This window comes from Natronomonas sp. (assembly GCF_036625485.1).
GTDB lineage: Archaea > Halobacteriota > Halobacteria > Halobacteriales > Haloarculaceae > Natronomonas.
Map to the genome: position 1 here is coordinate 1 of NZ_JAZKTR010000012.1, position 26767 is coordinate 26767.

The 26767-nt window shown below is 63.9% G+C and carries 32 protein-coding genes; 20 read left to right on the top strand and 12 right to left on the bottom strand.

Translation table 11 applies throughout. The annotated features are described in order from the left end of the window. Positions 1–132: 132 nt before the first annotated feature. Positions 133–687: a helix-turn-helix domain-containing protein gene (locus tag V5A53_RS02480; RefSeq protein WP_332311981.1), complete on the top strand. Its 555-nt coding sequence runs from the start codon at positions 133–135 to the stop codon at positions 685–687. Positions 688–834: 147 nt separating this feature from the next. Here V5A53_RS02480 and V5A53_RS02485 read toward each other — a convergent pair whose 3' ends face one another. Both V5A53_RS02485 and V5A53_RS02490 read right to left on the bottom strand, forming a co-directional pair. Further along, entirely contained in the window at positions 835–2004 is a 1170-nt protein-coding gene (locus V5A53_RS02485; protein WP_332311982.1) for an acyl-CoA dehydrogenase family protein, read from the bottom strand. Between the two features lie 77 nt (positions 2005–2081). Further along, complete coding sequence (locus tag V5A53_RS02490; RefSeq protein WP_332311983.1) at positions 2082–2762, bottom strand: type 1 glutamine amidotransferase domain-containing protein; 681 nt, start codon at positions 2760–2762, stop codon at positions 2082–2084. 178 nt (positions 2763–2940) lie between these two features. On the opposite strand from V5A53_RS02490, the gene V5A53_RS02495 reads away from it, so the two are divergent. Further along, positions 2941–4641, top strand: coding sequence for an acyl-CoA carboxylase subunit beta (locus tag V5A53_RS02495; protein WP_332311984.1), 1701 nt, complete (start codon positions 2941–2943; stop codon positions 4639–4641). A gap of 242 nt (positions 4642–4883) precedes the next feature. Here the strand turns inward: V5A53_RS02495 and V5A53_RS02500 are convergent, their stop codons facing one another. Further along, entirely contained in the window at positions 4884–5462 is a 579-nt protein-coding gene (locus tag V5A53_RS02500; protein ID WP_332311985.1) for a YbhB/YbcL family Raf kinase inhibitor-like protein, read from the bottom strand. Between the two features lie 199 nt (positions 5463–5661). On the opposite strand from V5A53_RS02500, the gene V5A53_RS02505 reads away from it, so the two are divergent. Together V5A53_RS02505 and V5A53_RS02510 are read left to right on the top strand one after the other, a co-directional pair. Continuing rightward, on the top strand, positions 5662–6531 hold the full coding sequence (locus V5A53_RS02505; RefSeq protein ID WP_332311986.1) for a winged helix-turn-helix domain-containing protein: 870 nt from the start codon (positions 5662–5664) through the stop codon (positions 6529–6531). Positions 6532–6696: 165 nt separating this feature from the next. After that, positions 6697–7179 carry a hypothetical protein gene (locus tag V5A53_RS02510; protein ID WP_332311987.1) on the top strand — a complete coding sequence of 161 codons (483 nt, stop codon included), beginning with the start codon at positions 6697–6699 and terminating at the stop codon, positions 7177–7179. Between the two features lie 64 nt (positions 7180–7243). On the opposite strand, the gene V5A53_RS02515 is transcribed toward V5A53_RS02510, so the two are convergent. Next, positions 7244–7543, bottom strand: coding sequence for a hypothetical protein (locus V5A53_RS02515; RefSeq protein ID WP_332311988.1), 300 nt, complete (start codon positions 7541–7543; stop codon positions 7244–7246). Positions 7544–7623: 80 nt separating this feature from the next. On the opposite strand from V5A53_RS02515, the gene V5A53_RS02520 reads away from it, so the two are divergent. Beyond that, a complete protein-coding gene (locus V5A53_RS02520) occupies positions 7624–8478 on the top strand; it encodes a translation initiation factor eIF-2B (RefSeq protein ID WP_332311989.1) in 855 nt (284 codons plus the stop codon). A 19-nt stretch (positions 8479–8497) separates the two neighbouring features. Further along, positions 8498–8752, top strand: a complete 255-nt coding sequence (locus V5A53_RS02525) for a hypothetical protein (protein ID WP_332311990.1) — start codon at positions 8498–8500, stop codon at positions 8750–8752. Positions 8753–8810: 58 nt separating this feature from the next. Here V5A53_RS02525 and V5A53_RS02530 read toward each other — a convergent pair whose 3' ends face one another. The 3 genes from V5A53_RS02530 to V5A53_RS02540 form a co-directional block, all read right to left on the bottom strand. Further along, positions 8811–11084, bottom strand: a complete 2274-nt coding sequence (locus tag V5A53_RS02530) for a CDC48 family AAA ATPase (RefSeq protein WP_332311991.1) — start codon at positions 11082–11084, stop codon at positions 8811–8813. Positions 11085–11086: 2 nt separating this feature from the next. Further along, positions 11087–11323 (bottom strand): DUF7127 family protein, encoded by a 237-nt coding sequence (locus V5A53_RS02535; protein WP_332311992.1) that lies wholly within the window; start codon positions 11321–11323, stop codon positions 11087–11089. A gap of 179 nt (positions 11324–11502) precedes the next feature. Further along, positions 11503–12351 carry a M48 family metalloprotease gene (locus tag V5A53_RS02540; protein ID WP_332311993.1) on the bottom strand — a complete coding sequence of 283 codons (849 nt, stop codon included), beginning with the start codon at positions 12349–12351 and terminating at the stop codon, positions 11503–11505. Positions 12352–12472: 121 nt separating this feature from the next. On the opposite strand from V5A53_RS02540, the gene V5A53_RS02545 reads away from it, so the two are divergent. Together V5A53_RS02545 and V5A53_RS02550 are read left to right on the top strand one after the other, a co-directional pair. Beyond that, positions 12473–13234, top strand: a complete 762-nt coding sequence (locus V5A53_RS02545) for an alpha/beta fold hydrolase (protein WP_332311994.1) — start codon at positions 12473–12475, stop codon at positions 13232–13234. 63 nt (positions 13235–13297) lie between these two features. Next, positions 13298–13570, top strand: a complete 273-nt coding sequence (locus V5A53_RS02550) for a hypothetical protein (RefSeq protein WP_332311995.1) — start codon at positions 13298–13300, stop codon at positions 13568–13570. Here the strand turns inward: V5A53_RS02550 and lysX are convergent, their stop codons facing one another. Next, the gene (gene lysX / locus V5A53_RS02555) at positions 13571–14428 is read right to left on the bottom strand and encodes a lysine biosynthesis protein LysX (RefSeq protein WP_332311996.1); all 858 of its coding nucleotides are present in this window, start codon (positions 14426–14428) and stop codon (positions 13571–13573) included. A gap of 92 nt (positions 14429–14520) precedes the next feature. Between lysX and V5A53_RS02560 the strand changes: the two genes are divergently transcribed. The 4 genes from V5A53_RS02560 to V5A53_RS02575 all read left to right on the top strand — a co-directional run bounded on the left by V5A53_RS02560 (position 14521) and on the right by V5A53_RS02575 (position 17683). Next, positions 14521–15612 carry an SMP-30/gluconolactonase/LRE family protein gene (locus V5A53_RS02560; RefSeq protein WP_332311997.1) on the top strand — a complete coding sequence of 364 codons (1092 nt, stop codon included), beginning with the start codon at positions 14521–14523 and terminating at the stop codon, positions 15610–15612. A 76-nt stretch (positions 15613–15688) separates the two neighbouring features. Next, on the top strand, positions 15689–16909 hold the full coding sequence (dinB, locus tag V5A53_RS02565) for a DNA polymerase IV (RefSeq protein WP_332311998.1): 1221 nt from the start codon (positions 15689–15691) through the stop codon (positions 16907–16909). A gap of 36 nt (positions 16910–16945) precedes the next feature. Next, the gene (locus V5A53_RS02570) at positions 16946–17233 is read left to right on the top strand and encodes a hypothetical protein (protein ID WP_332311999.1); all 288 of its coding nucleotides are present in this window, start codon (positions 16946–16948) and stop codon (positions 17231–17233) included. 21 nt (positions 17234–17254) lie between these two features. After that, positions 17255–17683, top strand: a complete 429-nt coding sequence (locus tag V5A53_RS02575) for an acyltransferase (protein WP_332312000.1) — start codon at positions 17255–17257, stop codon at positions 17681–17683. On the opposite strand, the gene V5A53_RS02580 is transcribed toward V5A53_RS02575, so the two are convergent. Continuing rightward, the gene (locus tag V5A53_RS02580) at positions 17684–18694 is read right to left on the bottom strand and encodes a hypothetical protein (RefSeq protein WP_332312001.1); all 1011 of its coding nucleotides are present in this window, start codon (positions 18692–18694) and stop codon (positions 17684–17686) included. It abuts the gene before it with no gap. A gap of 118 nt (positions 18695–18812) precedes the next feature. Here V5A53_RS02580 and V5A53_RS02585 point away from each other — a divergent pair, with 118 nt between their 5' ends. Further along, positions 18813–20729 carry a helicase HerA domain-containing protein gene (locus tag V5A53_RS02585; RefSeq protein ID WP_332312002.1) on the top strand — a complete coding sequence of 639 codons (1917 nt, stop codon included), beginning with the start codon at positions 18813–18815 and terminating at the stop codon, positions 20727–20729. A gap of 105 nt (positions 20730–20834) precedes the next feature. On the opposite strand, the gene tpiA is transcribed toward V5A53_RS02585, so the two are convergent. Then, on the bottom strand, positions 20835–21479 hold the full coding sequence (gene tpiA / locus V5A53_RS02590) for a triose-phosphate isomerase (protein ID WP_332312003.1): 645 nt from the start codon (positions 21477–21479) through the stop codon (positions 20835–20837). A 122-nt stretch (positions 21480–21601) separates the two neighbouring features. Here tpiA and V5A53_RS02595 point away from each other — a divergent pair, with 122 nt between their 5' ends. Then, complete coding sequence (locus V5A53_RS02595; protein WP_332312004.1) at positions 21602–21790, top strand: hypothetical protein; 189 nt, start codon at positions 21602–21604, stop codon at positions 21788–21790. Positions 21791–21805: 15 nt separating this feature from the next. On the opposite strand, the gene V5A53_RS02600 is transcribed toward V5A53_RS02595, so the two are convergent. Beyond that, complete coding sequence (locus V5A53_RS02600; RefSeq protein ID WP_332312005.1) at positions 21806–22333, bottom strand: multiprotein bridging factor aMBF1; 528 nt, start codon at positions 22331–22333, stop codon at positions 21806–21808. Positions 22334–22501: 168 nt separating this feature from the next. Here V5A53_RS02600 and V5A53_RS02605 point away from each other — a divergent pair, with 168 nt between their 5' ends. The 6 genes from V5A53_RS02605 to V5A53_RS02630 all read left to right on the top strand — a co-directional run bounded on the left by V5A53_RS02605 (position 22502) and on the right by V5A53_RS02630 (position 25372). Continuing rightward, positions 22502–22786 carry a DUF2249 domain-containing protein gene (locus V5A53_RS02605; RefSeq protein ID WP_332312006.1) on the top strand — a complete coding sequence of 95 codons (285 nt, stop codon included), beginning with the start codon at positions 22502–22504 and terminating at the stop codon, positions 22784–22786. A 43-nt stretch (positions 22787–22829) separates the two neighbouring features. Beyond that, a complete protein-coding gene (locus V5A53_RS02610; protein WP_332312007.1) occupies positions 22830–23294 on the top strand; it encodes a MaoC/PaaZ C-terminal domain-containing protein in 465 nt (154 codons plus the stop codon). A gap of 217 nt (positions 23295–23511) precedes the next feature. Then, positions 23512–23994: a DoxX family protein gene (locus V5A53_RS02615; RefSeq protein ID WP_332312008.1), complete on the top strand. Its 483-nt coding sequence runs from the start codon at positions 23512–23514 to the stop codon at positions 23992–23994. A gap of 6 nt (positions 23995–24000) precedes the next feature. Continuing rightward, positions 24001–24258, top strand: a complete 258-nt coding sequence (locus V5A53_RS02620) for a hypothetical protein (protein WP_332312009.1) — start codon at positions 24001–24003, stop codon at positions 24256–24258. A 330-nt stretch (positions 24259–24588) separates the two neighbouring features. Further along, positions 24589–24765: a hypothetical protein gene (locus tag V5A53_RS02625; RefSeq protein ID WP_332312010.1), complete on the top strand. Its 177-nt coding sequence runs from the start codon at positions 24589–24591 to the stop codon at positions 24763–24765. Between the two features lie 154 nt (positions 24766–24919). Then, a complete protein-coding gene (locus V5A53_RS02630; protein ID WP_332312011.1) occupies positions 24920–25372 on the top strand; it encodes a UPF0179 family protein in 453 nt (150 codons plus the stop codon). 123 nt (positions 25373–25495) lie between these two features. On the opposite strand, the gene V5A53_RS02635 is transcribed toward V5A53_RS02630, so the two are convergent. Beyond that, positions 25496–26767, bottom strand: a complete 1272-nt coding sequence (locus V5A53_RS02635) for an MFS transporter (protein ID WP_332312012.1) — start codon at positions 26765–26767, stop codon at positions 25496–25498.

The following is a 26767-nucleotide window of genomic DNA, read 5'->3' on the forward strand; positions in this document are numbered from 1 at the left end:
ATGATGACAGACGGCTCCTGACTGGTCCCCGACATGCGATACTTCGATTTCACACTCACGCCGGACGAAGACGGGTTTCACCCGGTAGACCGCGTCATCGCGGCCGATTCCTCGGTTTCTCGGTAGGCCATCATGCACATCGACACGCTCGGGGATGGAACCGGCGTGTTACTTTACCGACTCGAAGGCGACGCCGAGAACGTCGTGCCGGACCTCAAGGACCACGACGACGTCATCGCGCTGGACCTGCTCGACGCCGACGACGATGACTTCCACCTCTACCTCCACCTCCAGCCCGGCGACCCGGCGAAGACGCTGATGCATCTCGCCGAGAAGTACGCTCTGATGCTCGATACGCCCATCGAGTACACGGGCCGTGGCGCGCTTCGAATGACCATCATCGGCAGCCACGAGATGCTCCAGCAGGCCCTCGACGAACTGCCCGACGACCTGACGATCAACGTCGACGAGGTCGGGACCTACTCGCCGGACCGCAGCGATACCCTCTCGATGCTCACCGACCGCCAACTCGAGGTCTTCCGAACCGCCGTCGAGTTGGGCTACTACGAGATTCCGCGACGAACGACCCACGAGGAGATCTCCAACCGCCTCGATTGTGCCCCCTCGACGGTCGACGAGCATCTCCGAAAGGCCGAATCCCGGGTGCTGCAGACGCTTGTCGGGTAACGCACCCACGTTTTTGCCGTCATCAGACCGCTGCGCGGTCTGATTGCCCATCAGATTCCTGCGGAATCTGATGACCGCGGAGCCGGGTCTGGCGCCGTAGCGCGCCAGACCGGCGGAGCGTGCAAAAAGTGGGTACAAAAGTGGCTGTTAGTAACTCCTTGGCAGCCCCAACTCGTGCTCGCCGATGTAGTTCAGCACCATCTCGTTGGAGACTGGTGCGGTCTGGGTGAGTCGGAGGTTCTGCCAGATGTCGTAGACCTCGTACTCGTGGGTGAAGCCGTTGCCGCCGTGGGCCTGGATGGCCCGGTCGGCGGCCTCGGTGCCGGCCTGTGAGGCCAGCAGTTTGGCGACGTTGGCTTCGAGGCCGCAGTCCTCGTCGTCGTCCCACTTGTTGGCGCCTTTATAAAGGATCTCGCGGGCGGCCATGAGTTTGGCGTAGGATTCGGCGATGGGATGCTGGATAGCCTGATGGGCGCCGATGGGTTGGCCGAAGACGTTTCGGTCGCCGGCGTATTCGACCGCGAGGTCGATAGCCCGGAGGCCGCCGCCGAGCGCGGAGGCGGCGCCGGCGAGCCGTTCTGTGTTGAGGGTGTCCCACAGGAGGTAGAGGCCGCCGTCCTTGGTGCCGAGGATGTCGTCCTCGGTGACTTCGAGGTCGTCGTAGGTGACCTGATACTGGCGTTCGAACCACGGCACGGCCGTGTCGAGTTCCGAGAGTTTGATACCCTCGCGTTCGGCGGGGTCGTCGACGACGAAGAGCGTGACGCCGTGGGTCGGGTTCGACTTGTCGAACTCGGAGGTGCGGGCGACGAGCAGCATCGAGTCGGCGTTCTCGACGCCGCTGATGAACGTCTTCTGTCCGTTGACGTGGAAGGTGCCATCGTCGGTCTCCTCCGCGTAGGTGTCGATGTTGAGCGTGTTCGTCCCGGCCTCCGGTTCGGTCAGCGCCATGCAGAACTTCATCTCGCCGTCGGCGATCTTCGGGAGGTACTCTTCTTTCTGTGCCTCGCTGCCGTGTCGCTGGATGCCGATACCGCCGAAGACGGGCGTGAGAACGAAGATGATGCCGCCCTGTCCCCCGCCCCGGGACAGTTCCTCGATGATGATACTCATCTCGAGCATACCGAGGCCTTCGCCGCCGTACTCCTCGGGAATGGTGACGCCGAGCCAGCCGTCTTCCGCCAGCGCCTGCCAGTACTCCTCGGGGAACTCCTTTTGCTCGATATGCTCGCGCCAGTACTCCCGGTCGAAGTCGTCAGCGATGCCCTGTATCGATTCTCGGATGAGGTCGTGGAGTTCGGATTCGGCACGTGCCATGCGCCCTGTAAACTGTTGACGCTATTAGAGTTTGCGCAGGCGCGGACCGAGGAATCTAGGAACGGAAGAAAGGAGAGCTATTCGCCGAGTTCGTCGAGCAGCGTCCGCGCGGCGGCGGCCGAGGAAGCGGGCCCTCGGGCCGTAATCAGGTCACCGTCGACCGTCACGCTCGTTTCGGCATCGAGTTCGGCATCCCACTCGCCGCCGACGGCTTTCACCTCGTCTTCGACCCAGTAGGGGAGTTTGCGACCGTCGGGCAGTCGGTCGAACTCGTCGACGATGTCCTCCTCCCACACGTTCGGGAAGCCGGTGACTTCGCGTCCCTCGACGAGGAACGAGCCGTCGGCTTCGCGAGTGAAGCCGAGGATGCCAACGGCGTGGCAGACGACGAGCGCGACGCCGTCCTCGCCGGCGACCGCATCGAGCAGGAGTTGGCGAGCGTGGCGGTCCTGCGTCACGTCCCACTCGGTTCCGTGGCCGCCGGGGAAGACGACCGCATCGTGCTCGCCGGGCGTGGCCCGTGCCAGCGGAATCGGGTTGTTCAGTTTCGGGTGATTCTCGTCGATCTCGCGGACCTCGGCGGCCGTCTCCTCGCCGACCTCCTCGGGGTCGGCCGAGCCCTCGTCGATGACGGGTCCGCCACCGGTCGGCGTCGCGACCGTCACGTCGACGCCGGCGTCTTCCAGCGTCGTCAGCGGTTCGACGCATTCCTCGCCCCAATACCCTTGTTCACTTACGACGAATAGGGCAGAAGTCATGCGCTTCCCTTTGGATCAGGTGCCTCAAAAGGGGACGACGAGCGGCAGCCACTGCCGAGGGTGGGCCGCTTATCCGGGGCGCGTTCTGGCACCCACAATGTTTTTACCTGCGTTGGTATATCACGGCATACGAAGGAGCTGGAAACTCTAAACTTCCGGTGTGTTTCCACGAGATACTATGGAAATCAAAATCGACGACGAAACCGACGAGGAGATCGCACAGGCCATCGCGACGGCCGTTTCGGAGCATCTGGGCCGGGGCGTGGAACTGGTCGACAAAGGAGGCGGCAAACTCGCCGAAGCCGGCGAGAACTGGAGCGAGGAAGGCGCGGTCGTCACCGAACGCGAGGAGGCCCTCCGCGAGGACATCGAGGCCATCATGTCCGGGGGCCCCGAGCGGGGCTTCGAGAAGATCGACGACCTCGGGAAGGTGTTCGCCCGCGACCGCCTCGACATAATCTTCGATGAGATCGAATACGAGGACGGTACCTTCGCCCGCCACGGTGACGACGATGAACTCCCCGCCGACGGACTCATAACGGGCATCGGGACCATCGACGGCCGCAAAATCGCTTTCACCGCCAACGACTACACGGTCAAAGCCGGCTCGCTCGGCCAGATGGGCGTCGAGAAGGTCATCCGCATCCAGGAACGCGCGATGGACCTCGGCATCCCGATGCTCCGCCTCGTGGACTCGACGGGCGCCCGCCTCAACGCCGAGGAACGGGAACCCGGCGACACCCACATGGACCGCTACCGCGGCGGCAAGATGTTCTACAACCAGTGTCGGATGTCCGGCGAGATCCCGCAGATCGGCGTCCTCTACGGTCCCGACGTCGCCGGCTCCGCCTACACGCCCGTTTTCTGTGATTACCTCATCATGGTCGAGGAGATCTCGGGCATGGCCATCGCCTCGCCGCGAATCGTCGAGGCGATGACCGGCGAGCAGACCGACATGCAGCAACTCGGCGGCCCACAGGTCCACGCCCAACACTCTGGCAGCGCCGACCTCGTCGTTCCCGATGAGGAAACCGCCGCCGAGAAGGCCCAGGAGATACTCAAACTCCTCCCACAGAACTACGCCGAGGACCCGCCTGAAAGGGCCGCCAAACCGCCGAAGAAGAATCCCTACAGCCTCGACGATATCATCCCCGAGGAACCGAACAAGGCCTACGACGTCACCGAGGTCATCGACCGCGTCGTCGATCGGGATTCCTTCATCGAGATGAAGCCCGATTTCGCGCCGGAACTCGTCACCGGCCTCGGACGCATCGACGGACAGGTCGTCGGCATCGTCGCCAACAACCCCGAACACGTTTCGGGCGCCATCTTCCCCGATTCGGCCGACAAAGGCGCCGGCTTCGTCTGGACCTGCGACGCCTACAACATTCCCCTCGTGTATCTCTGCGATACACCGGGCTTTATGATCGGCTCACAGGTCGAAAAGGAGGGCGTCCTCCGCAAGGGTCGGAAGTTCATCTACGCCACCTCGAACGCGCAGGTGCCGAAGTTCTGTGTCATCACCCGCAAGGCCTACGGCGCCGGCATCTACGCGATGGCCGGCCCCTCCTTCGGCCCCGACGCCACCCTCGCGCTTCCCTCCGCCGAGATCTCCGTGATGGGGCCCGACGCCGCCGTTCACGCCCTCTTCGGCGGTCAGATCGAGGACATGGACGGCGACACAAAGGACGCCTTCATCGAGTCCGCCAAACAGGAGTTCGACAAGTACATCGACATTCAGAAGCAGGCCAGCAAGATGCAGGTCGACGAACTGATTCCGGCCGGCGATCTCCGCGAGCAACTCGAAGTCCGCCTCGACACCTATCGGACGAAGCAGCGCGACGACAGGCCCCGGCATCACGGAACGGTTTTCTTTTAACGAACTTTTTGCACGGCTCGGCTTCGCCGACCCGGCAAAATCCATGCAAATCGCCCTCGGCGATTCGCTGGATGACGAGAGTCCTCAAAGGCGACTCCCGAACCACTTCGATGAAAAAGACACGACGGGCCTTGGTCCCGTGCGTGGCAGCCGTGGGCCGCCACGTGATAAGGTCGCGGCTACGCCGCGACCCAACCGGACGCCCCACTCGGCGGATGCTCCTGAATGAACTGTGGGACCGACTACTGCCGTTCGTAGTCCGCAGAAATCGTCGTTTCACCACGGACGTGCGGGTCAGCTTCCGATTGGAACGTTTCACGGTCAGCCCCAGGGTCAAGGTCGAGCATCGTATCGAGGGCCAGCACCGTGAACCGGTAGGTGTGCGGCCCGTCGTCTGCCGGCGGGCACGGGCCACGATAGCCGATTTCACCGAAGTCGTTCGTCCCCTGTGCCGCGCCGTCGAGTGCTGCCACAGTCTGCTCCTGGGGGATGTCCTCGGGGATTTCCTCCGTGTCAGGCGGAACGTTCCACAACAGCCAGTGGACGAACGACGTCTCGGATGGCGCATCCGGGTCGTCGACGACCAGGGCCAGCGACTCGACGGCGTCCTGCGTCCCGCGAATCCGCAACGGTGGGGAAACGTCCTCGCCGTCGCAGGTATACTTCGTCGGGATGGTCGCTCCCGCATCGAAGGCAGGCGACGACACTGATGGTCCAGCGCGTCCATCACCGTTCCCGTTCCTGTTGCCATTACCGTCACCCAGACAGCCCGCCCCGACGAACAGCGTTGCCGCTCCGATGAGTTCACGGCGAGTCTCCATACGTCACTCAACAGTTGGAAGACGCTTGAGTGTATGCGACCGAAACACGCTCGCAATGAGAGACACGCGTCCAGCCTCGGTTATCGCACCGTCGAACAGCGACACCGCTCAACACGCCACAATATCACCAAGAGGCCGTTCGAATCCGTGGAGTCGATCTCGTCGGAAGCGCTTTGCTCCTCGGTCGCGCGTAGGACCTATGAACGACGACCGGACAGTCGCTGTCGAATACCAGCCACCCGGGGAAGCGTTCGGACTCCTGTCGAACGACCTCCGCGTCGAGATCGTTCGGACGCTCGGGGAGGCAGGGGAACCGATGTCGTTCTCGGCCATCCGAGGCGCAGTCGGCGCGGAGGATTCGGGACAGTTCAATTACCACCTTCGAAAACTCGTCGACCATTTCGTGACACACGGCGACGAGGGATACACACTCTCGATGGCGGGGGACCGAGTCTACGGCGCGATTCTCTCCGGTGCCTACACCGCGAACGCGTCTATCGCGCCGTTCGAGTTCGAGGGGCCGTGCCCGTTATGTGGCCACGACACCCTCAATGCGGAGTACGAAGACGAGAACGCGAAACTCTCCTGTCCGGACTGTAGCGAGTGGCACAACGAGTTTCCGTTTCCGCCCGGCAGTCTCGACCAGTTCGCCCGCGCGGACCTTCCTGCCGCGTTCGACCGCTGGATGCATGCGACGGTGACGAAGTTCTTCCAGGGGTTCTGCGAGAACTGCGGGGGCCGAATCGATGGTGCCCTCGAACGGTCCTCCGAGAACGACCACGTCCCCGTCAGGGCGCTGTTCGAGTGTGGCCGGTGTGGAGACGAATTACGGTGTTCACCGATGCTCCCCGTGTTGTTTCACCCGACAGCCGTCTCCTTCCTCGAGACACACGGCGTCGACGTGTTGCACGACCCGTCGTGGCGATACTACGGCGTCGATGACGACGTTTCGGTCGAGATGGCCGGGGACGACCCACTGACTGCCCGGCTATCGATCACGGTCGATGGAGCGGAACTCACTGCAACAGTCGGCCCTGACGTCGAAATCGAGAAGATATCAGCCAACTAATATCGGCTTTCGTGTGTTCCAGGCCCCTCGAACTTCGTATCGTCGATCGGTTCGGGCTACTGATTATAAGATATATATTCAGCAATATCCGGTCACTCAAACCGTCGGAACGTTAGTGCGGTATTAGCTCGCAAGGTAATGTGCGGATTCGGAGCGCGACAACCTATGGCGACCACCGAACAAGGGGTCGACGAAGTACAGACCGAACTCGAATCCACCCTTCGAACCGGGTCACTTCTGATGGCGTTGGCGGGCGCCGCGTTCATCGGCTATGGAGTCGTGTTTCTGGTGTTGAATTTCGTGGGAAGTGGTTTCGAAATCGGGGTGAGTACTCTGGGCGGGATGACGCCAGCCGATCTCAATCCGGCCGTCGCGTACTACATTAGCCACTTGCACGTCGCCACGGCAGCGTTCATCATCTCGACCGGGATCGCCGTCACCGCGCTTTCGTGGTTCGGAATCCGCCAGCAACTCACGTGGGCGTGGGCGACCGCAGTCGTAACCGCCGTGGTCGGCCTCGCCCTCGCCTTACCCATGCACTACACCGCGGATGCGTTCTCCCACGACTGGATAACGCATCTCGGCCCGGTCTACCTGACCACGTTCGTCTTCGTCGTCGGGGCTGTCCGTTCCTACCGGGGATTGTGAGACTCATAGCCGACACTGCTGTGGAGGGGATATTCGGCCATTATAGAACCTCCTCGGCTGCCCGCTATCGGAGGAAATCGAAATTCGGGTCGGCGCTATTGAGGTTCGTGTCGACCTCGCGGCCATCCTCGAATTTCACGAAGCTCAGGTAGTAGGGTTCGCCACAGCCCTCGCCGTCGGTTTCGGCGGCGCCACAGACGATGACCACGCCATCGGTATCGGCGTTCTCGAAGTCCTCGTAGGCGTCCGCGTACTCCCAGCCATCGAGCGGGTTCGGAGTGACGCATTTATCATCTAAATACGCGTCCCGTTCGAGTTCGGCGATGGCACCGCAGCGGGGGCAGTGGTAAGAGACGGTGACCATACCTCGTGTAGGCGGGCAACCGCCATAGGGCCGTCGGACGCTCCCGAAGGCATATGGGTTGGCCCTGCGATGTTCAGTGCATGATAGACGAGACCGTCGAAGAGATCCAGGAGATGCAGACCCACTCGTCGTCGACCGTCGCCATCAAGGCCGCCGAAGCCCTCCGGGAGTTGCTCGACCGGGAGTTCGCCACCGTCGAGGAGTACGTCCGCTCGCTGGACCGCAACAGTAGCGCCCTCCGCCGCGCCCAGCCCTCCCACGCCTCGCTTTTCAACACCCAGCGGGAGATCGTCAACCAGGTCGAAGAGGCCGACGCCGACAGTGTGGACGCCGCGAAAGAGGTGACCGAAGCGGCCATCGACGACGTGGTCGGCGAGGTCCAGCGCGCGAAACACGAGGCGGCGAAGAACGCCATCGACCTTCTGCCGGACGGCGCGACGGTGCTGACCCACGACTACTCGACGACCGTGCTGGAGGCCATCGAACTCGCCGCACAGGAGGGCCATCATCTCGACGTCTACGTCACCGAGGCCCGCCCCCGGTTCCTCGGCCGCAAGACCGCCCGCACGCTCGCCAGCATCGACCGCGTGAACGCCACGCTCATCGTCGACAGCGCCGCCGGCCATTACCTCGACGAGTGCGACCGGGTCGCTCTTGGGATGTCCTGTATCGTCGAGGACACGCTCTACAACCGCGTCGGCACCTTCCCCATCGCCGCGACGGCGGCGGAACTGGCGGTGCCCGTCACCGTCTTCGGTGCGAACGCGAAGATCATCGAGGAGGGCTTCGCCTTCGAAAACGAGTTCCGCTCGCCCAGCGAGGTCATGCGCGAACCCGCGGAGGGGTTCGAGGTGGCCAACCCCGCCTACGACGCGACGCCACAGCACCTACTGGATAGCATCGTCACCGACGAGGGCATCCGGAACCTGGAGTAGACTACTGCAAACCGACGACATGAGCTACACGAAAACCGCGGCGACGGTCGTCGGGAGCGTGCTGTTTATCGGGGGTATCGCCCTATCGACGGCGTTTCTCCGCAGTCGAGTCGGCGACCCCGCCGCACATCTGTTTCTGGGCGACTACTCCCTCGCCGTCAAAATCGGGGGCATCCTCGCGGGAATCGTGCTGATGGTCTGTGGCCTCGTCGTCGGCGTCGGTGTTGGGAACATGGAGCAGTACCGCGAGGGAACGGACGATTCCGGTCGATAGCCGTCGCTAAGCGGCAATTACACGCAAAAAACGGGAAACTCGAACGCCAGTTCCGGCGTTACTGGAACGTCCGGCTGACTTCGCGTTCGGTCGGCTCGCTGCCGGGGGTGAACTCCTCCTCGATCTCCTCGTACTGTTCGCGGGTCTCCGCGTCGACGCTGGCGCCGACCTCGTCGAGGGCTTGTTCGAAGTGGTCCGAAGTGATGCGGACGTTCTCGACGCTCTGGGCGGCCTCCTCGCGGGAGACGCTGTTGATGAACTCCCGCGTCGCCGCCATCGAGGCCTCACGGCAGACGGCCTCGATATCGGCACCGACGTAGCCGTCCGTCCGCCGGGCCAACTCGTCGAGGTCGACATCGTCGGCCAGCGGCTTGTCCCGGGTGTGGACTTGGAAGATCGCCTTCCGGGCGCCCTCGTCGGGAACGGGGACGTGGACGTGGCGGTCCAGTCGACCGGGGCGCAGCAGCGCGGTGTCGATGAGGTCCGGCCGGTTGGTCGTCGCGATGACGACGACGTCCTCGAGGTCTTCGAGGCCGTCGAGTTCGGTCAGCAGCTGGGAGACGACGCGTTCGCCCACGCCGGAGTCACCCATACGCTGGCCGCGTTCGCCCGCGATGGAGTCGATCTCGTCGAAGAAGACGACGGTCGGTGCGTTCGACCGTGCCTTCTCGAAGACCTCGCGGACGCCCTTCTCGGACTCACCGACGTACTTGTTGAGCAGTTCGGGGCCCTTGATGGAGATGAAGTTCGACTCCGCCTCGTTGGCGACGGCTTTCGCCATCAGGGTCTTCCCGGTACCCGGCGGGCCGTACAGGAGGACGCCTTTGGCGGCGTCGACGTCCATCTGCTCGAACACGTCGGGGTATTCGAGCGGCCACTGGATGGTCTCACGGAGGCGTTCCTTGGTGTCTTCGAGGCCGCCGACGCTGTCCCAGGAGGTGTCGGGAACCTCGACGAACACTTCCCGCATCGCCGAGGGCGTGACGTCCTTGAGGGCCTCCTTGAAGTCCGTCTCGGTGACCGTCATCGACTCCAGTATCTCGGCGTCGAGTTCCTCCTGCTCGAGGTCGAGTTCGGGCCGGATGCGGCGAAGCGCGTTCATCGCCGACTCCTTGGTCAGCGACGCGAGGTCGGCGCCCACGAAGCCGTGGGTGTTCTCGGCGTACTGGTCGAGGTCGATGCCCTCGGCCAGCGGCATCCCGCGGGTGTGGACCTGCAGGATCTCCTTGCGGCCTTCCTTGTCGGGCGCGCCGATCTCGATCTCGCGGTCGAAGCGGCCGCCACGACGGAGTGCGGGGTCGAGTGCGTCGACCCGGTTGGTTGCGCCGATGACGATGACGTCGCCACGCTCTTCGAGGCCGTCCATCAGGCTCAGCAGTTGGGCGACGACACGGCGTTCGACGTCGCCGCTGGTCTCGCCGCGCTTGGGCGCGATGGAGTCCAGTTCGTCGATGAAGATGATCGCCGGGGCGTTCTCCTCGGCCTCCTCGAAGACCTCACGGAGCTGTTCCTCGGATTCCCCGTAGTACTTCGACATGATCTCGGGGCCCGAGATGTTCGTGAAGTAGGCGTCGATCTCGCTGGCGACGGCCTTGGCCATGAGGGTCTTCCCGGTGCCGGGCGGGCCGTGGAGGAGGACGCCCTTCGGCGGCTCGATGCCGAGCTGCTGGAACAGTTCGGGGTGCCGCATCGGGAGTTCGATCATCTCCCGGACCTGTTCGAGTTCCTCGTCGAGGCCGCCGATGTCCTCGTAGGTGACCGAGGGCGTGCCGCCCTCGCCGGCAGCAGCGCCGGCACCGCCGGGACGCTGGGCGATCTGTTCGGCGGGCTTTTCGCTGACCTCGATTTCCGTCGAATCGGTCACGACGACCGTTCCGTCGGGGTCCGTGTCGGCGATCTTCAGCGGGATACGCTGGCCGCTCTGCGAGGACAGTGGGCCGAGACCGAGCGAGAAGGGCACGTTCTGGCCCGTCGTGACAGCCTGTCCGCTGAGTTTGTCGCGGATGTGTGGGCCGATGTTCCCGCGGATGCGGAGGTTCTGGGGCAGGGCGACCGTCACCTGCTTTGCAGGGTTGACGTCCGCCGCCTCGACGGTGACCTTGTCGTCGATACCGACGTCGGCTTCCTGCCGGAGGCGCCCGTCGATGCGGATGACGCCCTTCCCCTCGTCTTCGGGGTATCCGGGCCAGACGCGCGCGACGGCGCGGGCGTCACCTTCGATAACGATGTAATCACCGTTCTCGAGGTCCAGTTCGTCCATCGCGGCTCGGTCGATGGCGGCGAGTCCGCGGCCGGCGTCCTTCTGCTTGAGGGGTTTGACCGTCAGTTTCATCGTTATCGCTCCACCTCGATAGTGACGATTCCGTTGTTCATAATAGCACGGGACGCACCGGCGGGGACGTCGAACTCGTGTTGCTCGTCGTCGACGATGACGATAGCCGTGCCGTCGACCACGTCGACGTGGCCGTCGGTGGCACCGAAGTCCGCGACGAGGACGGTCTCATCCTCGTACTCGTAGGTACGTGCCATACCGTCCGTGTCGCCGCGAATCGCCTTCGTAAATTCTGTCATACTAACTCAGAGTTAGCCGTCAAAGTATATAAACCTTTCTTCGACACCCCTCTTACGTGTGGGGGTTGCATACGAACGGTTGTTTTGCGGTTCACATCTATGATGACCGCCACGGCGGCTACGAAACGGGCGACTACGAAAGGGGAAAACAGGGAGGAACGGTCCGCGAAGCCGACCGTTCAGTCGGCCATCTCGGTGAGTCGATTGATGCGCTTTTCGGTCGGTGGGTGCGTCGAGAAGACGGCCGCGAGCAGTCCGCGCTCGCCGCCGAAGATACACATCGACGCCGTCGCCCCGTCGACCTCGGGGGCTTCTTCGTGAGTACCGACCTCCTGGATCACCGCCAGCGCCCGCGCGAGCGCGTCGGGGTTGCCGGTGTGTTCGGCGGCCTCCTCGTCGGCGACGTACTCCCGGTACCGGGAGATGGCGAGCACGAACACCATCACGAGCATCTGGGTGACGATGCTCAGCAGATATGCGACGATGAACCCGACGATGGGAATGTCGTCGGTGACCAACTGGACGACGAAGAACACCGTCAGGCCGATGATGGAGGCGACCGACTGGCCCAGCAACATCACGATGACGTCGCGGTTCTTGATGTGCGCCAGCTCGTGAGCGAGGACGCCTTCGAGTTCGTCCATCGACATATGGCCCTCCTTGACCATCCGGAGCATCGAGTCGGAGACGACGACCGTTCCGGCGCCTTTCCGCCCGATGGCGAAAGCGTTCGGAACGCCCATCCGGCCGGCCATCAGCCGGGGCTTGTCGATCTCCATCGACTCGGCCAGCGTCTCGACGCGGTCGTGAATCTCCGGGTGGACGTCCGGGTCCAGGTCGGTCGCATCGACGCTTCGGAGGGCGAGTTTCTTGCCGACGACGTACTGCACGCCGACGAAGAGGACACTACCAGCGATGACGACGGGGATACCAACGACGGGCGCGAAAAGCGCCGCGACGAGCACGTAGAACCCGAACAGGATGCTCATCGCGACGACCATCCGCGCTTGCAGGCCACGGTGTGCCATGCGGCCTGAATCCACAGGTCAGATATTAAATTTTGGCTCGATTTGTCGCATCGAAACGGCTCGGGAGACCGTCTTTCACCGCAGTCGCCGTGTTTATCGGCCGACCGGTCGAGAAGCCGGTATGGACACCGTCTCACACGACGGCCGAACGACTGCGTATCGACGAACGGACTTCGGCGACGGTCCCCGCGTCTGCTATATCCACGGCGCGGGCGGCAGCCACGACGTCTGGGTCGAACAGTACGGCGACCGCGAGGGCCCGCCCGCCGTCGCCGTCGACCTCTCCGGCCACGGTGACAGTGACGATATCGACACGGCGGCCGGCACCGAAACCCTCGACGCCTATGCCGACGACGTGGTCGCCGTCTGCGAGGAGACCGATGCGACGGTTCTCTGTGGCAACTCTATGGGCGGCGCCATCGCGCTGTGGATCGCCCTCGAACGCGACCTCGATATCGACGCGCTCGTGTTGGCCGACACCGGCGCCAAACTCGGCGTCGACGAGGGGTTCCTCGAATCGCTCGCCCGCAACTACGAGAGTGCGGTCGCCTCGCTGCACGTTCCGGACACGCTGTTTCACGAGCCCGACGACGACCTCGTCGAGGTCTCGAAAGCGGGGCTGCTCCGAACCGGCCAGGCCGTCACCGTCCGGGATTTCGAGACGTGCGACCGCTTCGACGTCCGCGACCGCGTCGACGAGATCACGGTCCCCGCGCTCGCGCTGTGCGGCGAACACGATCCGATGACGCCGCCGGCGTTCCACGAGTTCCTCGAAGCCGAACTCCCGGACTGCGAGTTCCGGAAGATCGACGATACCGCCCACATGCCGATGCTCGAACGGCCCGAGGTCTTCAACGATGCCGTCCGGGAGTTCCTCGCCTGAATCGGCGGGCGTGCTTATAAATCGGCAACCAGACTCTTACAGCGGGCCGCTGAAAGCCACACCATGAGTCGTGTGATACGCGCCCTGAGCGGCCTCGTACAGACCGTCATCACGTTCGCGGTACTGATAATCCTCGGCACGCTCGCCTTCTACGTCACCGTCTTCGTGGTCTCGACCGGGGCGAGACTGGCTGGCTATGCGAACGTCAGCGGCGATTTCGTCGTCCTCTCGGCGGCCCTGCTCGTCGTCGCCGCCCTTTTAGGCGGCATCCCACTCAGTGGAGTCCCACAGGGGACCGACGAGAACGACCGGCAACCCAGCGCCGGGTTCGAGTGATCATTCGGCGGCGCGGGCCTCCAGCCAGTCGACGATGCGCTCCGGTACGTCCACCTCCGGGACGGCCGCGTTGAGCGCCTTGAACTCGCAGGTGGCGTTGACCTCGTGGACGGTATAGCCGGTTTTCGTCTCCATCAGATCGACGCCCAGTAGGCCGCCGCCGACCGCGTCGGAGGCCTCCCGGACGATGTATCGAACCTCGTCGGAAATCTCGAAAGCGTCGACGCTGCCGCCACGGGCGGCGTTCGTGATCCAGTGGTCCGACGACCGGGTCATCGCCGCGATGGGTTCGCCCTCTGCCGCGAGGACGCGGATGTCCCGGCCCGGCTTCTCGACGAACTCCTGGATGTAGAACACCTTGTGCTCGAAGCCACCGAGGGTGTCCTTGTGTTCGAGGACGGCTTCGGCGGCCGCACGGGTGTCGAGGCGGGCCATGAGCCGCCCCCACGACCCGGTGACGGGTTTGAGGACGCACGGATAGCCGAACCGTTCGGCGACCTCGACGGCGGTCTCGACGGTAAACGCCACCTCCGTTCGCGGCGTCGGGACGCCCGCCCGTCGGAGAGCGAGGCTTCCACGGACCTTATCCGCGCAGATCCACGCCGTCTCGGCGCTGTTGACCACCGGAACGCCGTAGTGGTCGAGAAACCGGGAGACGTACCGGACGCGACTGGATTCCAGACACCGATTGTAGGCCAGATCGAGGCCGTCGAAGACATCGGATGGGTAGGGGCCGTCGAGGCCGAACGCCACGTCAGCCGCGTCGACCTTCACCACGTCGTGGCCCCGACCCCGGAGAGCTTCCAGTAGCATCTTCTCGTCCTCACGGATTCGGGTGTAGACGAAGCCGAGGCGCATGCCGAAGGTAGGCCGGCGACCCACTTAGCGTTGTGTGCTACCGAATGTCACTGACACACAGTTACTTGGGAGGCCCGCGTCTCACAACGGGTATGCCGCTTGGTACCGCGAAGCGCCACCCGGTCGCGACCGGGCTCGCGTTGTTGGGAGGTATCGCCACTGCCGGTTGGGTCGCCGAGTCGCGTCTGGACCCCGCCGAATGGTATCCCCCTGAGCCGCCGGCGATGGAGGGATTGCTGGCATCCGGCGACGAACTGGTCGGCGCCGACACCGTCCTCTCCTGTGATGGCCCCGAGGACGTGGCCTTCGACGCCGAGGACCGCCTGTATACGGGTACCGGAGACGGCCGCGTCATCCGGACCGTCGACCCGGTCACCCCCGACACCACCGACGCCGATATCGAGACCTTCGCCCTGACCCGGGGCCGGCCGCTCGGGATGACCTTCGCCGGCGAGGACCTGCTGGTCTGTGCGGAGGACGCCGGCCTCATCTCCGTGGACCCCGACGGTGAGGTGACGACGCTGTCGGATTCCGCGGGCGGCCGCGAGATCGCCTTCGCCGACGACCTCTATATCGCCGACGATGGAACCGTCTACTTCACGGACGCCACCGAACACGTGATCTTCCAGGACGAACTCTTCGAGCTGGCGGACACCGGCCGCCTGCTGGCCTATCACCCCGACTCCGGGGAGACGACAGTCGAGTTGACCGGCCTCGGGTTCGCCAACGGCATCTGTCCGCACGCCGACGGCGAATCGGTGCTGGTGACCGAGACCTCACGATACCGGGTGACGCGCTACTGGATCGACGGCGACTCCGAGGGCGATGAGCGACCCTTCGCGGAGAACCTCGTCGGCTATCCCGACAACATCGAAGCAGCAAGCGACGGCACCTACTGGCTGGCGATTCCCGCCCTCCGCGACGACTTTCTCGACGGCCTCCACGAACACCCGTGGGTCAAACGGCAACTCGGCAAACTCCCGACCGCGGTCTTAGAGCAGGTCAGCGGCGACCCTTACGGCCTCGTCCTCCGCCTCGACGAGACGGGCACCGTCGTCGAGAGCCTCCACGACCCCGAGGGCGACGTCTACGGCGTCACCTCGGCGACGCCAAAGCCGGACCACGACGCGCTGTATCTCGGATCGCTGTTCGGCGAGTCGGTCACGCGGTACTCCCTGGAGTAGCCGCGACGGACTCGGTCGGCTTTACTTCCGCCGCGCTCTCGCAACCTTATAGGCGACCGTCCCGCTATCGACGGGTATGGCACGGCTCCCGGGCGTGGAAGCGCCCGAGCAGGTGGTCTGTCACGTCGACATGGACTGCTTCTATGCCGCCTGTGAGCGCCTCAAGGAGCCACAACTGGAAGACGAACCCCTCGTCGTCGGGATGGGCTACGAGGACGGCGAGGAACACGGCGCCGTCGCCACCGCGAGTTACGAGGCCCGCGAGTACGGCATCGAATCCGCGATGGCCATCTCCGAAGCCCTTGAAAAGCTTCCACGTCGAGCGACAGCGGACGACCCCGAGGACACGGGCGTCTATCGGCCCGTCGACATGGCCTTCTACGAGGAGGTCAGCGCCGACGTAAAGTCAGTCCTCGACGAGTTCGCCGACACCGTCCGGAACGTCTCCATCGACGAGGCGTATCTCGATCTGGGCGACCCCTCGTGGGACGAGGTCGAAGCCATCGGTCGAGAACTCAAAACGGACATCGAGGAGGCGGCGGGCGTCGTCGCTTCGGTCGGTATCGCTCCGAGCATGACCACCGCGAAGTTGGCTTCCGACGCCGACAAGCCGGACGGCCTCGTCGTGGTCGAACCCGACGAGGTACGGGAGTTCCTCGCGCCGATGGAGGTGGCTGACCTCCACGGCGTCGGCCCCGTCACCGCCCGCGAGTTGCGCGAGATGGGCTTCGAGACGGCCGGCGACATCGCCGAGGCCGACGAGGCGACGCTTGTCGAGGCCTTCGGTGAACGGGGCCGCGACATCTACGCCCAGGCCCGCGGCGAAGACGACCGCGAGGTCGAACCCAAGGGCCGACCCAAGAGCCTCTCCAGCGAGTCGGCCTTCGTCGAGGCGGCCGACGACACCGAGGCCAAACGCGAGAAGGTCCGGGCGCTTGCCGACGAGGTTGCCGAACGAGCGACCGCCAAGGGCGCCCTCTACAAGACCATCGGCATCAAGGTCGTCGAACCACCCTTCGAGGTGAACACGCGCGCCCGGTCGCTGTCGGGGCCGGTCGACGCGCCGGACCTCGTGGAGGGAATCTCTCTCGACCTGCTCGAGGAGTTCGAGGACGCGACCGTCCGAAAACTCGGGGTCCGGGTGTCGAACCTCTCCTTCGACGAGCGCGACCAGGCCAGCCTCGACACGTGGGAGGGCGATGGTTCGGAAGCCGAGAACGCCCGGGACCACGACATCCGCGAACGCCACCGCGAGCGCTCGTCGGGCGGGCAGGCCAGCCTCACCGATTTCGAGTAGCGTAGCCTTTTGTCGCCCGCCCCCGAAGGCCGGGATATGAATCACCTCGCCGTCGTCGATGAGGAGACGTGGCGACTGGCCCGCCACGCACACGTTATCGTCCACGAGACCAGCGACGGCAACGAGTTCATCACGATATACGACTGCGGCGCGGCCCAGAAACCTCCGTCCGCACAGCTCATCGGGAACCTCGTCCGGGTCGACGCCGACCACGAACTCCTCGACCAGCCGACCGGCTACATCGCCAAGTTGCGGGAGCCGTCGGTGTTGATCCGACAGGACGAGAACCACTGGGTCATCCGGGCGGACCCACAGGCTGATTGACCGTCGGCCGGACGCGACGGTATGGGAATCGACGAGACGGCCCGCATCGAGAACTCGACTATCGAGGATGCGGAGATTCGCGAGTACGTAACGATACACGATTCCGAGATCGCCGCGGGCGTCCGAGTTTACGAGCGCACGTCCATCAAGAAATCCACCATCGACGGGCTGACGGATATCAACGCCAACAGCTACGTCGAAAACGCCGAGATCGGCGAACGGGTCCAGATCGGCCCGAACTGCTCGGTGGTCGGCGTGACACACGACCTCGATGACGACGGGATGACGTTCCGTGAGGATACCTTCGAACAGGTTGTCCTCGAAGACGGCGCCTTTCTCGGTGCCGGAGCGACCGTCCTGCCGGGCGTCACCGTCGGCGAGAACGCGGTCGTCGGCGCCGGCGTGACGGTGACCGAGGACGTCCATTCCGGCGACGTAGTTCGCGAGTAGCTACGGAATCGCCATCCACACCAGACTGATGCCACCGAACAGCGCGAGCCCGCCGCCGACCGCGAGGTTGCGCCCGGTCGCCTTCGAGAGCGACTCGGCGACGTCCTCGAAGGTACCTTTCGCGATGAACGTCCCGGGTGCAGTACAGCGCAGGACCGTCGAGCCGAACGAGTCGCCCTGTTCGGCCTCCCCGGCGACGACGACCGACTCGCCGGGGGCGATGGTCGTCTCCTTGAACCGCAACTCCCGCTCGGCACGGCCGTCGGTCGTGAGGGGTAACGGTTCGAAAACGTCGGCCTCACGGAACTCTTGGGGGACCGGTTCGCCGGCCTCGACGATGAATTCGGTTTCGGCGGCGCCGCCGGTGAAAGCGCCCTCGACGTTCGGTTCGACGTCGGTCGGCGACCCCGAAACGAGGCTCACCCACGCCCCTTCGGGGTCGACTTCGGCAGTGCCGAAGGGACCGTCGACCTCGAACGGCCGGGTTTCGACCTCGTAGGACGTGATGAAGTAGGTGCCCGAGGAACGCATCGGTCGGGATTTGAACTGGGCGACTGAGGCGACATAGCAGACAGCCGGGTCGCCGGAGACGGGCGATTCGAGGGGGAGTTCGTCTTCGGGGACTTTCGCCTCGCCGGCGACGACGTTGGCTCCCTCGGAGGTGAGTTCGTCGGGGTCGCCGCCGGCCTTTTCGATGTACTCGTCGCGCGGGCGATTCGCGACGGCGATGGCGGCGATGTAGAGCCCGCCGATATACAGTCCACCAGCGATTCCGACGCCCAACCCGGAGAGGCTGTCGCCCTTCACGATAACCGGGACGAAAACCAACAGCGCAAGCAGGGTCGCCGGAACCGACTCCCGGCGCGTGAGGCCGCTTCGGTAGGCGGCGTATTTATACGGCGCCTTGAGGCCGCCTTCGGGAACCCACTGGCTGAGAACCCACCAGAAGACGCCACCGACGATGAGGAGGGCGATACCGTAGGTGAACAGGTCGACGGTATTCAGCGGCATTCGGCGGAACTGACCACACGAACCCTTATAAATCGCTGGCTCCGGTCGATACTCGAAAAGCCCTGCAAGACGCCCGTCTGACGGACAACTATGTGGGGCGGCCGAGTGGTGACTGTCGATGGGCGAGGAAACGATCACCGTCGGAGAGATCAGTCGTGGCGACGAGGAGGGGACCCCCGTCGAACTCCCCGTGGTGGACGTGTTGACGGGCCGTTCGTTCGTGACCGGGAAGTCCGGGTCCGGCAAATCGAACACCGCGAGCGTCATCTGTGAGAAGATGCTCGACAAGGGGTTCGGCATCCTCATCGTCGACATCGACGGCGAGTACTACGGACTCAAGGAGGAATACGAGATCCTCCACGTCGGCGGCGACGAGGAATGCGACCTGCAGGTCACCGAAGAACACGCAGGCAAGATCGCCGAGCTCGCCCTCGAACAGAACGTCCCGATAATCCTGGACGTCTCCAGCTTCCTCGACGAATCGGAGGCACGAGCGCTCCTGACCGAGGTGACCAAACACCTCTTCGCGAAGGAGAAGAAGGTCAAGCAGCCCTTCCTCATGCTCGTCGAGGAGATCCACGAGTACATCCCCGAGGGCGGCGGCGTCGACGAGTGCGGCCGGATGCTTATCAAGGTCTCCAAGCGGGGCCGGAAACACGGCCTCGGCATCGTCGGCATCAGCCAGCGGCCCGCCGACGTCAAGAAGGACTTCATCACCCAGTGTGACTGGCTCGTCTGGCACCGTTTGACGTGGAACAACGACACCAAGGTCGTCGGCCGCATCCTCGGCAACGAGTACGCCGACCACATCGAGGAGATGGACGACGGGGAGTGTTTCCTCATGACCGACTGGGCCGAGGACATCCGCGTCGTTCAGTTCGAGCGCAAGAAGACGTTCGACGCGGGCGCGACGCCCGGGCTCGACGACTTCGAGCGGCCCGAACTCAAAAGCGTCTCCGGCGACCTCGTCGAGGAACTCGAAGAGATCTCCGAGACCCAGGAGCGCCGCGAGAACCGCATCGAGGAGCTGGAACGCGAGCTCAAGCAGAAGGACGAACGCATCCGCGACCTCGAACGCCAACTCAAGGAGGCCCAGGACCTCAAGAAGATGGCCGACCGCTTCTCGCGGGCGATGATGGAGCAGGTGACGGGCCGGCCCCTCTCGGCCGCCCCCGGCCGACAGAGCGAACTCGACGAGGTCGCTGGACCCGTCCGCCGGGACCCCGAACTCGAAGCCGAACTGGAGGCTATCCGCAACGGCGAGAAGGAACGCGAATCGAGTCCCGTTCCCGTCGCCGGTAGCGACGACGGCGACGAAGCCGAAACGAAGGAAGACGACGAGACCACGACCGTTTCGAACGAGGCAGACACCGACGGTGAATCCCCGGTGGAAGCCGAGTCCCGAACAGAAGCCGAAACCAAAACCGAATCGTCGACCGACGCGGACACTACATCCGAGACGAGCGACTGGGGCACCGACACGGGCGCCCAGTCGTTCGGCTTCGGCGGTATCGACCGCGTGACTGGCACCGATACCGGCGGAACCGGCGACGACGACTCGCTGACCGTCAGCGACGTGGCGAACGGGAGCGCCCGCGAACCGACGGCTTCACCCGCCCTCTCGGGCGGCGAACGGCTCGTCGACCGGCTCCGGTCGGAACTCGACGCACTCGACGACATGGCTGTCGAGATGCTTCGGGCCTACCGGGCCCACGGGCCGATGACACCGCAGGAAGCCCACGAGGCCGCGGGCGGGTCGGGCGACCGAACGGGCGCCTATTCGATGAACCGACAGCTCCGCGAGCGGGGCTTCGTCGCCCACGCGAGTCGGGGGCGTCACGAGTACGCCCTCCCGTCGCTCGTCGCCGAGGAGACCGTCGACCCGTTCAATCCGGACCAACCAGTCGACGGGACCGAACACGCGCTGCTGGTGCAGGCCGTCGAATCGTCGTTCGTCGAGGGCGTCGATGCGCCGGAGACGGTCGACGCAACCGCCGAAGTCGCGGCCGACGGCGGCACCGAATCCAGCGACTGAGAACGCGGGTTCTTTTTTAGCGATTTATACGGACTGTTGTAGTCTGTTACCGGTCATCGCCGACCCGTATAGGCGATGACCGGTAAATCGTTACAACAATCCGTATCAGACCAGCGGCGAGACGAGGTCCTCAAGCGCCGCCTTCGGGTCGTCGGCCTTGGCAACGCCCGATGCGAGGAGGACGCCCTCGGCGCCGAGGTCGCCCGCTGCTTCGAGGTCCTCGCCCGTCGAGATGCCGGCACCACAGAGGACGGGCACGTCACCGACGCTTGCGGCAGCATCGACGGAATCGGTGACGATGTCCGGGTCGGCCTGCGAGACGGGGGTCCCCGTGCCGATGAGTTCCGGCGGTTCGACGGCGACGGCGTCGGGTTCAAGCGCTGCCGCGGCCGCGATCTGTCGGGGGTTGTTCGCACAGACGACGGTTTCGAGGCCGGCACGTACGGCGGCGCGGACGCTGGCGTCGATATCGGCGAGTTTCAGGCGGTTCTCCGAGTGGTTCAACAGCGTGCCGACGGCGCCGGCCTCGGCGGCGGCTTCTGCGAGCGTGGAGCCGGTATGCGAGCCGTGGTCGACGGGTGAGACGTGCTGTGCCCACGTTTCGACGCCGGTGGCGGCGACGCGGTCGAGGTGGGCCGCCTGCGGGGCGACGGCGATTCGGACACCCGTGTCTTTGGCGACTTCGGCGGCCGCCTCGGCGACTTCGACCGGGTCGCAGGGGTACGCCTTCAGGTTGACGAGAACGAACATAGCGGAAGGGTGGTTGCCACCGAAAAATAACTGTCTATGGCGGTCCGCCCGGGCACGGTAGGGGTTCGGCAGCGTTTCAGGGAACCGACGGATACAGGGGACCCGGGCAGTAAGAACTCGGTATGGATGGACGCCGTGTGTGGGTCACCGTCGAGGGAGAGCCACGGCTGGGGACGGTCGAACGGTACACCTACGCGCCGAAGACCGGTGCGAAACTACTGGCAGTTGAGTTGGACGAACCGGTCGGGGACACCGAGCAGGTCGTCGTGAATCCGAACGTCGACGAAGTCCTCTACGAACACGAACTCTAGGGTCGTTCTGGACGTTCAGTCCTTCCGCTTGACCACGTCGCCGAGAGTCGTCTTCCCCGCCGAGGACCCACCGGACCACTCGCTGTCGTCGCCGGAGCCACCGGTCGAAAGCGAGATACCAAGGGCCTTTTCGAGTTTGGACTGGACCTTGTCGCTCGGGAGGACGTCACCGCGTTCGAGTTTGCGGATGAGGCTCGCCTTCTCGTTGAGCTGGTCGGCGAGTTCCTCCTGTGTGAGGCCCTCGGATTCGCGGGCGTTTCGGATGCGCTCGTCGTAATCCTGGACGACCTCGTCCATCTCGTCGAACATGTCGCGACGAGTGCCGCCACCACCGCCGCCGCTACTGCTCGACGAACTCGTCGAGGACGAAGAGGAACTACCCGAGGAGGACGTGGAGTACTTCGTCGAGGACGAGGAGGTCTCCTGGGTCTTCACCTCCGTGCCGAAGTCGGCGCAGTTGTCACAGACGTCGAGTTCCGCGCCTTCGACCTTCACCGTCTTCGGGTCGCTGGTCTGGGCGCCACACATCTCACATTGAACCATATCGGGGTCTAACACGCCGGTGCAAAAGGGTTTTCCGCCCGACCGGCCCGGCGTCTCGTTCGCTGAGACACGGTGTCCGGCGCTTTATATATCGAGACCGACGGTTGCAGCAGGAACGCCGAACTCGACCCGGGAGTTCCGGAACGACGGCCAGCAGACGCCGAGACCGTGAGCGAGGAGGCACCCGACTGGATACTCGATACCCAGCGGATGCGACGCCCGCGACTCGGCCCGGTCATCGAGGCGCTGGAGGACGTCGACCGCGACGAGACGGTGGTCGTCATCACCGCTATCTCCCCTGTCCCGCTGTACGACCACCTCGACGAACGCGGTTGGCACTACGAGACCGAACGGATCTCGCCGAACGAATGGCATATCCGCATCACGGCCGCCGAAAGCGACGAGGATTCCGGGGAGCGACTCCGACGCCCGCGCCGCCAACGACTCCGGTAGATTACAGGCAAATATTATCAACTCCGGGTGTGAGTAGCATGGTATGCCGTACAGTTACGAGCCGCATCACTTCGAGGACATGGAGGTCGGCAAGACCTTCGAAAGCGCCGGACGAACGATCACCGAGACGGATTTCGTCTTCCACTCGATGTTCACCGGCGACTGGACGGAACTGCACACCAACAAAGAGTACTCCGAAGAGGGCCCCTTCGGCGCTCGTATCGGTCACGGCCCGATGACCTTTATAATCGCCACGGGGCTCTTCCAGCGGACCGGCATCGTCGAACGCACCGTCGTCGCCTTCCTCGGGATGAACTACATGGACGTGCCCAACCCGCTTTTCATCGGCGACACAATCAGCGCCGAATACGAGTGCACTGCAAAGCGGGAACTCGACAGCCGCGACGACGCGGGCTACATCGAGATAGACACGCTGATGACGAATCAGGACGGCGAGTCGGTGTTCGAGGGCGACATGAAGTTCCTCTTCAAGAGACGCGAAGCGTAGGCTACCGTCTGCGGGCGACTGTATCTGACTGATCTGTAACACTCGTCCAGAACTGACCATTCCCCGATGCTCTGCCGGACGGAAGTGGCAACAATCCTATCTTATTTTTTATATGAATGAGAGGTAACTTTAAAACAGATGAACGTGAACGTGACCAATTGGAGCAATGTCGACAAGTGTTAACACGGAACTATTAGGACGGGATGTATCGTTCAACGTGTCAGCCGCGTGGCTGGCCTACTGGCTCGTAATCATGCGCCTCGCGGTCGGGTGGTGGTTCCTCCACGCAGGGCTCGACAAGTTCCTCGGGTGGCCGTTCAACGCCGGCTGGTTCGTCGGTGGCGCCGCAGCGGAGACGAGTCTCGGGCCGTTGGTGACGCTGTTCTCCGAAGGAGCGGCGCTGACGTTCGTGAACGTCATGATTCCAGTCGGCCAGACCCTCATCGGACTCGGTCTCGTCGTCGGGGCACTGACCCGTCTCGCGTCCTTTTTCGGCGCGTTTCTGATGATGTTCTTCTACTTCATCAACGGCGAGACCGGGGGGTGGGCCCACGGCCTCGTCACGGGAGAGTTACTCGGCCTCCTGCTATTCGCCATGATCGCCACGCTCGGCGCCGGGCGGGTTCTCGGCGTCGACGCCTACCTCGCACGGACCGCGTTCTTCCAGAACCATCCCAAACTCCGCTGGTTCATCGGGTGATCACCAATGAATGACTTCACCACTCCGGACAAGATCGCAGCGTACGTCGGTGGCGGCCTCATCGTACTCGGCGTCGTCGGTATCGGACTGCTCGAAATCGTCGCCGGCAGCCCCCACCCCGTGACGGCCGAAGGCCAGATCGAACACACGGCATTGGTGCCGCTGGCGATACGGTCCTACATCATCCTCCTCGGACTCCTGACGTGGGCCGGGTATGCCGTCTACAAAGTCGTCGCCACGACGCCGGGCACCGAGCCCGCGTAGACGGCCTGAGCATCGGACTCGGGGACGTATCCGGAATCATTCTTCCGACATGGCTGGTCGTTAGCTTGTCTTCCCGCTACTGGGTGATTCATAACTGCTCTTTTCAGCGTGTGGTGCTCGAATCAGGCGGAAAAACGAGTTTTCGGATAGTTCATGTGGGTTAGACGACACAGCAGGACTCAGTCTGTACGGCGTATTTATAACCATTTAGCATTAACGTTCAGGATAGTGGTATGGATGAACACACCAAACAGCGCGGGAGGGCGTCCCCGACGAATCCACGGTGTTAAGCCCCGTTTCAACACGCTCTGGAGGTGTCTCGAGTGTATCATGGGAGGCATCATCGCGGTTGTCATCGGTCTGCTCTCGTACCCGGCATTGTTCGACCTGACGGAACCGATGGGCCTGCTCTCCTCGTCGATGGTCACGTTCACGATCATTTTCACGTGGATCTTCGTTTGGGGATTCGTCGCGATCGCCCGGGGCCATATTACGGGCGGGGTTTGACGAGTCAGTTCACCACTCGGTCTTTTTCGAGGTATCTTCGAAAAGAATCGACGGCAGCGTTACTGATGGATATACACCGCATCGGAACACCATCCATACTCTCCGACGTGTTCGGGGCGACGCGCTTAACAGGAGGCCGACGAAACTCCCTTTCATGTCGAAGGTCACGCTCATCGGCGAACGACTCGCGTCGGTGGGGACGGAGTTCGTCTACGGCGGCGAAGCGCCCGCCTGTGAGGGCTGTCCCTACCGGGGACAATGTCTCAATCTCGTCGAGGGCCGCCGCTATCGCGTGACCGGCGTCCGCGATTCCGGCACCCTCGAATGCGGCGTCCACGACACCGGCGTCACCGCCGTCGAGGTCGAGCCCGCGCCCGTGCTGGCGAACGTTCCCTCCAACGCCGCCTACGCCGGGAGCAAGGCCGAACTCGCCGGACCCTGTCCCTACACCGAATGCCCGAGCCACGAGTTCTGCGAACCCGCCGGCGCCGAGTTCGACGAGGAATACCAGATAACCGAGGTGGTCGGGGAGCCCCCCCACGACTACTGTATGCTGGAGCGTGACCTCACGCTCGTCGAGTTCGCACCGGAAGACGGAGAGGAGTAAGCGTCGCCGTTTCTTCGACCGTCGCCGAGCAGGCGAGGTCATTCGAATCGGTGCGACGATTCACCGGTCATCGCCTGTACGGGTCAACAAGCACTGATAAAAGACTACGACAACCCGTATCAGTTAATCCGCCGCTTCAGGCGCCGGTTTGGGCGGTTCGTGCGTCCCGAAGTCGGGATGTGTCTCTTCCATCCAGACGTAGACGACGCCCCCGGAGATGAACATCAAGATCGCGGTCATGTAGAAGGCGGCCTCGATGTCGAGGAACTGCATCGAAAGCCCGATCAGAACCGCACCGACGGCGTAGCCGGAATCGCGCCACATCCGGTAGACGCCCATGCCGGCCGACCGCCAGGTCGGATGTGCTGCGTCGCTCGGCACGGTCATCAGGTTCGGATACAGCAACGCCATTCCCAGACCGGATGCGGCGGCCAGAACGGCCCACGGGAGATAGCTATCCACGAGTACCATCCCGAGGACGCCGCCCCCGGCGAGGAACATTCCCCATATTACCGGCGGCCGGCGACCGATGCGGTCGGCGAGTCCACCAGTTCCGATCTGGAGGAAGTACATCGCGCTATGGACGCCGACCACGACACCGACCGCCGCGATGCCGAGTCCCTGGCTGGTGAGATACAGCGGGACGGCGATCCAGAACAGCGTGTCCACGAAGTTCTCGACGTGGCCGGCCTGGGCGGCGGCGAACAGCGTCCTGTCCCCGTAGGTCGCTCGCTTCAGCACCTCGTTGAACGGGAGGTTCGCGTCGTGGTGGTCGTCGTCGCTTTCCGCGTGTGCGTACTGGACGGTCTCTTTTATCAGGAAGATCGAGATGAGGAACGCCAGCACGACGACGACGGCGAGGAAGTAGAACGGTTCGGGCCGGAGGTTCCACCGGCCGGCGATTAGGCCGGTGATCCACGCGCCGACGGCGACGCCCGAGTAGCCGAACGCCTCGTCGATACCGACCGCGAGGCCACGTTCGCTCGGACTCGCCAGATCGATCTTGGCGTTGATCGCCATACTCCACGTTAGCGCCTGGTTGATACCGAGCAGGACGTTCCCGACAGAGATCCACGCCCAACTGGGTGCGAATATCAGAATCAGCGGGAGCGGCAGCGCCGTCGCCCACCCGAGGACGAGGACCGGCTTGCGGCCGTACTCCTCGCCCCATTTGCCCGCGTAGAGGTTGAGAATCGACTTCACGACCCCGAACGAGACGACGAACGAGCCGATAACGAACAGCGACTCGACGCCGAGGACGTCCCGTCCGAGGACCGGAACGACCGCACGCTCCGAACCGATGGTCAACCCCGTCGCGAAGACCAGCAGGACGTGTAGCGAGAACTGTCCTTTGTGTTCGCGAATCCCCTGTTTGAGTTCAGTCGACGTGCTCAT

Bases quoted from the DNA above. Each gene is read 5' to 3' on its own strand.
- V5A53_RS02610 (WP_332312007.1), top strand. From the start codon at position 22,830: ATGCCGTACAGTTACGAGCCGCATCACTTCGAGGACATGGAGGTCGGC.
- V5A53_RS02585 (WP_332312002.1), top strand. From the start codon at position 18,813: ATGGGCGAGGAAACGATCACCGTCGGAGAGATCAGTCGTGGCGACGAG.
- dinB (WP_332311998.1), top strand. From the start codon at position 15,689: ATGGCACGGCTCCCGGGCGTGGAAGCGCCCGAGCAGGTGGTCTGTCAC.
- V5A53_RS02540 (WP_332311993.1), bottom strand. From the start codon at position 12,351: ATGGCACACCGTGGCCTGCAAGCGCGGATGGTCGTCGCGATGAGCATC.
- V5A53_RS02630 (WP_332312011.1), top strand. From the start codon at position 24,920: ATGTCGAAGGTCACGCTCATCGGCGAACGACTCGCGTCGGTGGGGACG.
- V5A53_RS02510 (WP_332311987.1), top strand. From the start codon at position 6,697: ATGGCGACCACCGAACAAGGGGTCGACGAAGTACAGACCGAACTCGAA.
- lysX (WP_332311996.1), bottom strand. From the start codon at position 14,428: ATGCGCCTCGGCTTCGTCTACACCCGAATCCGTGAGGACGAGAAGATG.
- V5A53_RS02595 (WP_332312004.1), top strand. From the start codon at position 21,602: ATGGATGGACGCCGTGTGTGGGTCACCGTCGAGGGAGAGCCACGGCTG.
- V5A53_RS02575 (WP_332312000.1), top strand. From the start codon at position 17,255: ATGGGAATCGACGAGACGGCCCGCATCGAGAACTCGACTATCGAGGAT.
- V5A53_RS02570 (WP_332311999.1), top strand. From the start codon at position 16,946: ATGAATCACCTCGCCGTCGTCGATGAGGAGACGTGGCGACTGGCCCGC.
- V5A53_RS02530 (WP_332311991.1), bottom strand. From the start codon at position 11,084: ATGAAACTGACGGTCAAACCCCTCAAGCAGAAGGACGCCGGCCGCGGA.
- V5A53_RS02485 (WP_332311982.1), bottom strand. From the start codon at position 2,004: ATGGCACGTGCCGAATCCGAACTCCACGACCTCATCCGAGAATCGATA.
- V5A53_RS02495 (WP_332311984.1), top strand. From the start codon at position 2,941: ATGGAAATCAAAATCGACGACGAAACCGACGAGGAGATCGCACAGGCC.
- V5A53_RS02560 (WP_332311997.1), top strand. From the start codon at position 14,521: ATGCCGCTTGGTACCGCGAAGCGCCACCCGGTCGCGACCGGGCTCGCG.
- V5A53_RS02480 (WP_332311981.1), top strand. From the start codon at position 133: ATGCACATCGACACGCTCGGGGATGGAACCGGCGTGTTACTTTACCGA.
- V5A53_RS02520 (WP_332311989.1), top strand. From the start codon at position 7,624: ATGATAGACGAGACCGTCGAAGAGATCCAGGAGATGCAGACCCACTCG.
- V5A53_RS02550 (WP_332311995.1), top strand. From the start codon at position 13,298: ATGAGTCGTGTGATACGCGCCCTGAGCGGCCTCGTACAGACCGTCATC.
- V5A53_RS02635 (WP_332312012.1), bottom strand. From the start codon at position 26,767: ATGAGCACGTCGACTGAACTCAAACAGGGGATTCGCGAACACAAAGGA.
- V5A53_RS02525 (WP_332311990.1), top strand. From the start codon at position 8,498: ATGAGCTACACGAAAACCGCGGCGACGGTCGTCGGGAGCGTGCTGTTT.
- V5A53_RS02535 (WP_332311992.1), bottom strand. From the start codon at position 11,323: ATGACAGAATTTACGAAGGCGATTCGCGGCGACACGGACGGTATGGCA.
- V5A53_RS02580 (WP_332312001.1), bottom strand. From the start codon at position 18,694: ATGCCGCTGAATACCGTCGACCTGTTCACCTACGGTATCGCCCTCCTC.
- V5A53_RS02625 (WP_332312010.1), top strand. From the start codon at position 24,589: ATGGGAGGCATCATCGCGGTTGTCATCGGTCTGCTCTCGTACCCGGCA.
- V5A53_RS02545 (WP_332311994.1), top strand. From the start codon at position 12,473: ATGGACACCGTCTCACACGACGGCCGAACGACTGCGTATCGACGAACG.
- V5A53_RS02600 (WP_332312005.1), bottom strand. From the start codon at position 22,333: ATGGTTCAATGTGAGATGTGTGGCGCCCAGACCAGCGACCCGAAGACG.
- V5A53_RS02505 (WP_332311986.1), top strand. From the start codon at position 5,662: ATGAACGACGACCGGACAGTCGCTGTCGAATACCAGCCACCCGGGGAA.
- V5A53_RS02515 (WP_332311988.1), bottom strand. From the start codon at position 7,543: ATGGTCACCGTCTCTTACCACTGCCCCCGCTGCGGTGCCATCGCCGAA.
- V5A53_RS02620 (WP_332312009.1), top strand. From the start codon at position 24,001: ATGAATGACTTCACCACTCCGGACAAGATCGCAGCGTACGTCGGTGGC.
- V5A53_RS02500 (WP_332311985.1), bottom strand. From the start codon at position 5,462: ATGGAGACTCGCCGTGAACTCATCGGAGCGGCAACGCTGTTCGTCGGG.
- tpiA (WP_332312003.1), bottom strand. From the start codon at position 21,479: ATGTTCGTTCTCGTCAACCTGAAGGCGTACCCCTGCGACCCGGTCGAA.
- V5A53_RS02490 (WP_332311983.1), bottom strand. From the start codon at position 2,762: ATGACTTCTGCCCTATTCGTCGTAAGTGAACAAGGGTATTGGGGCGAG.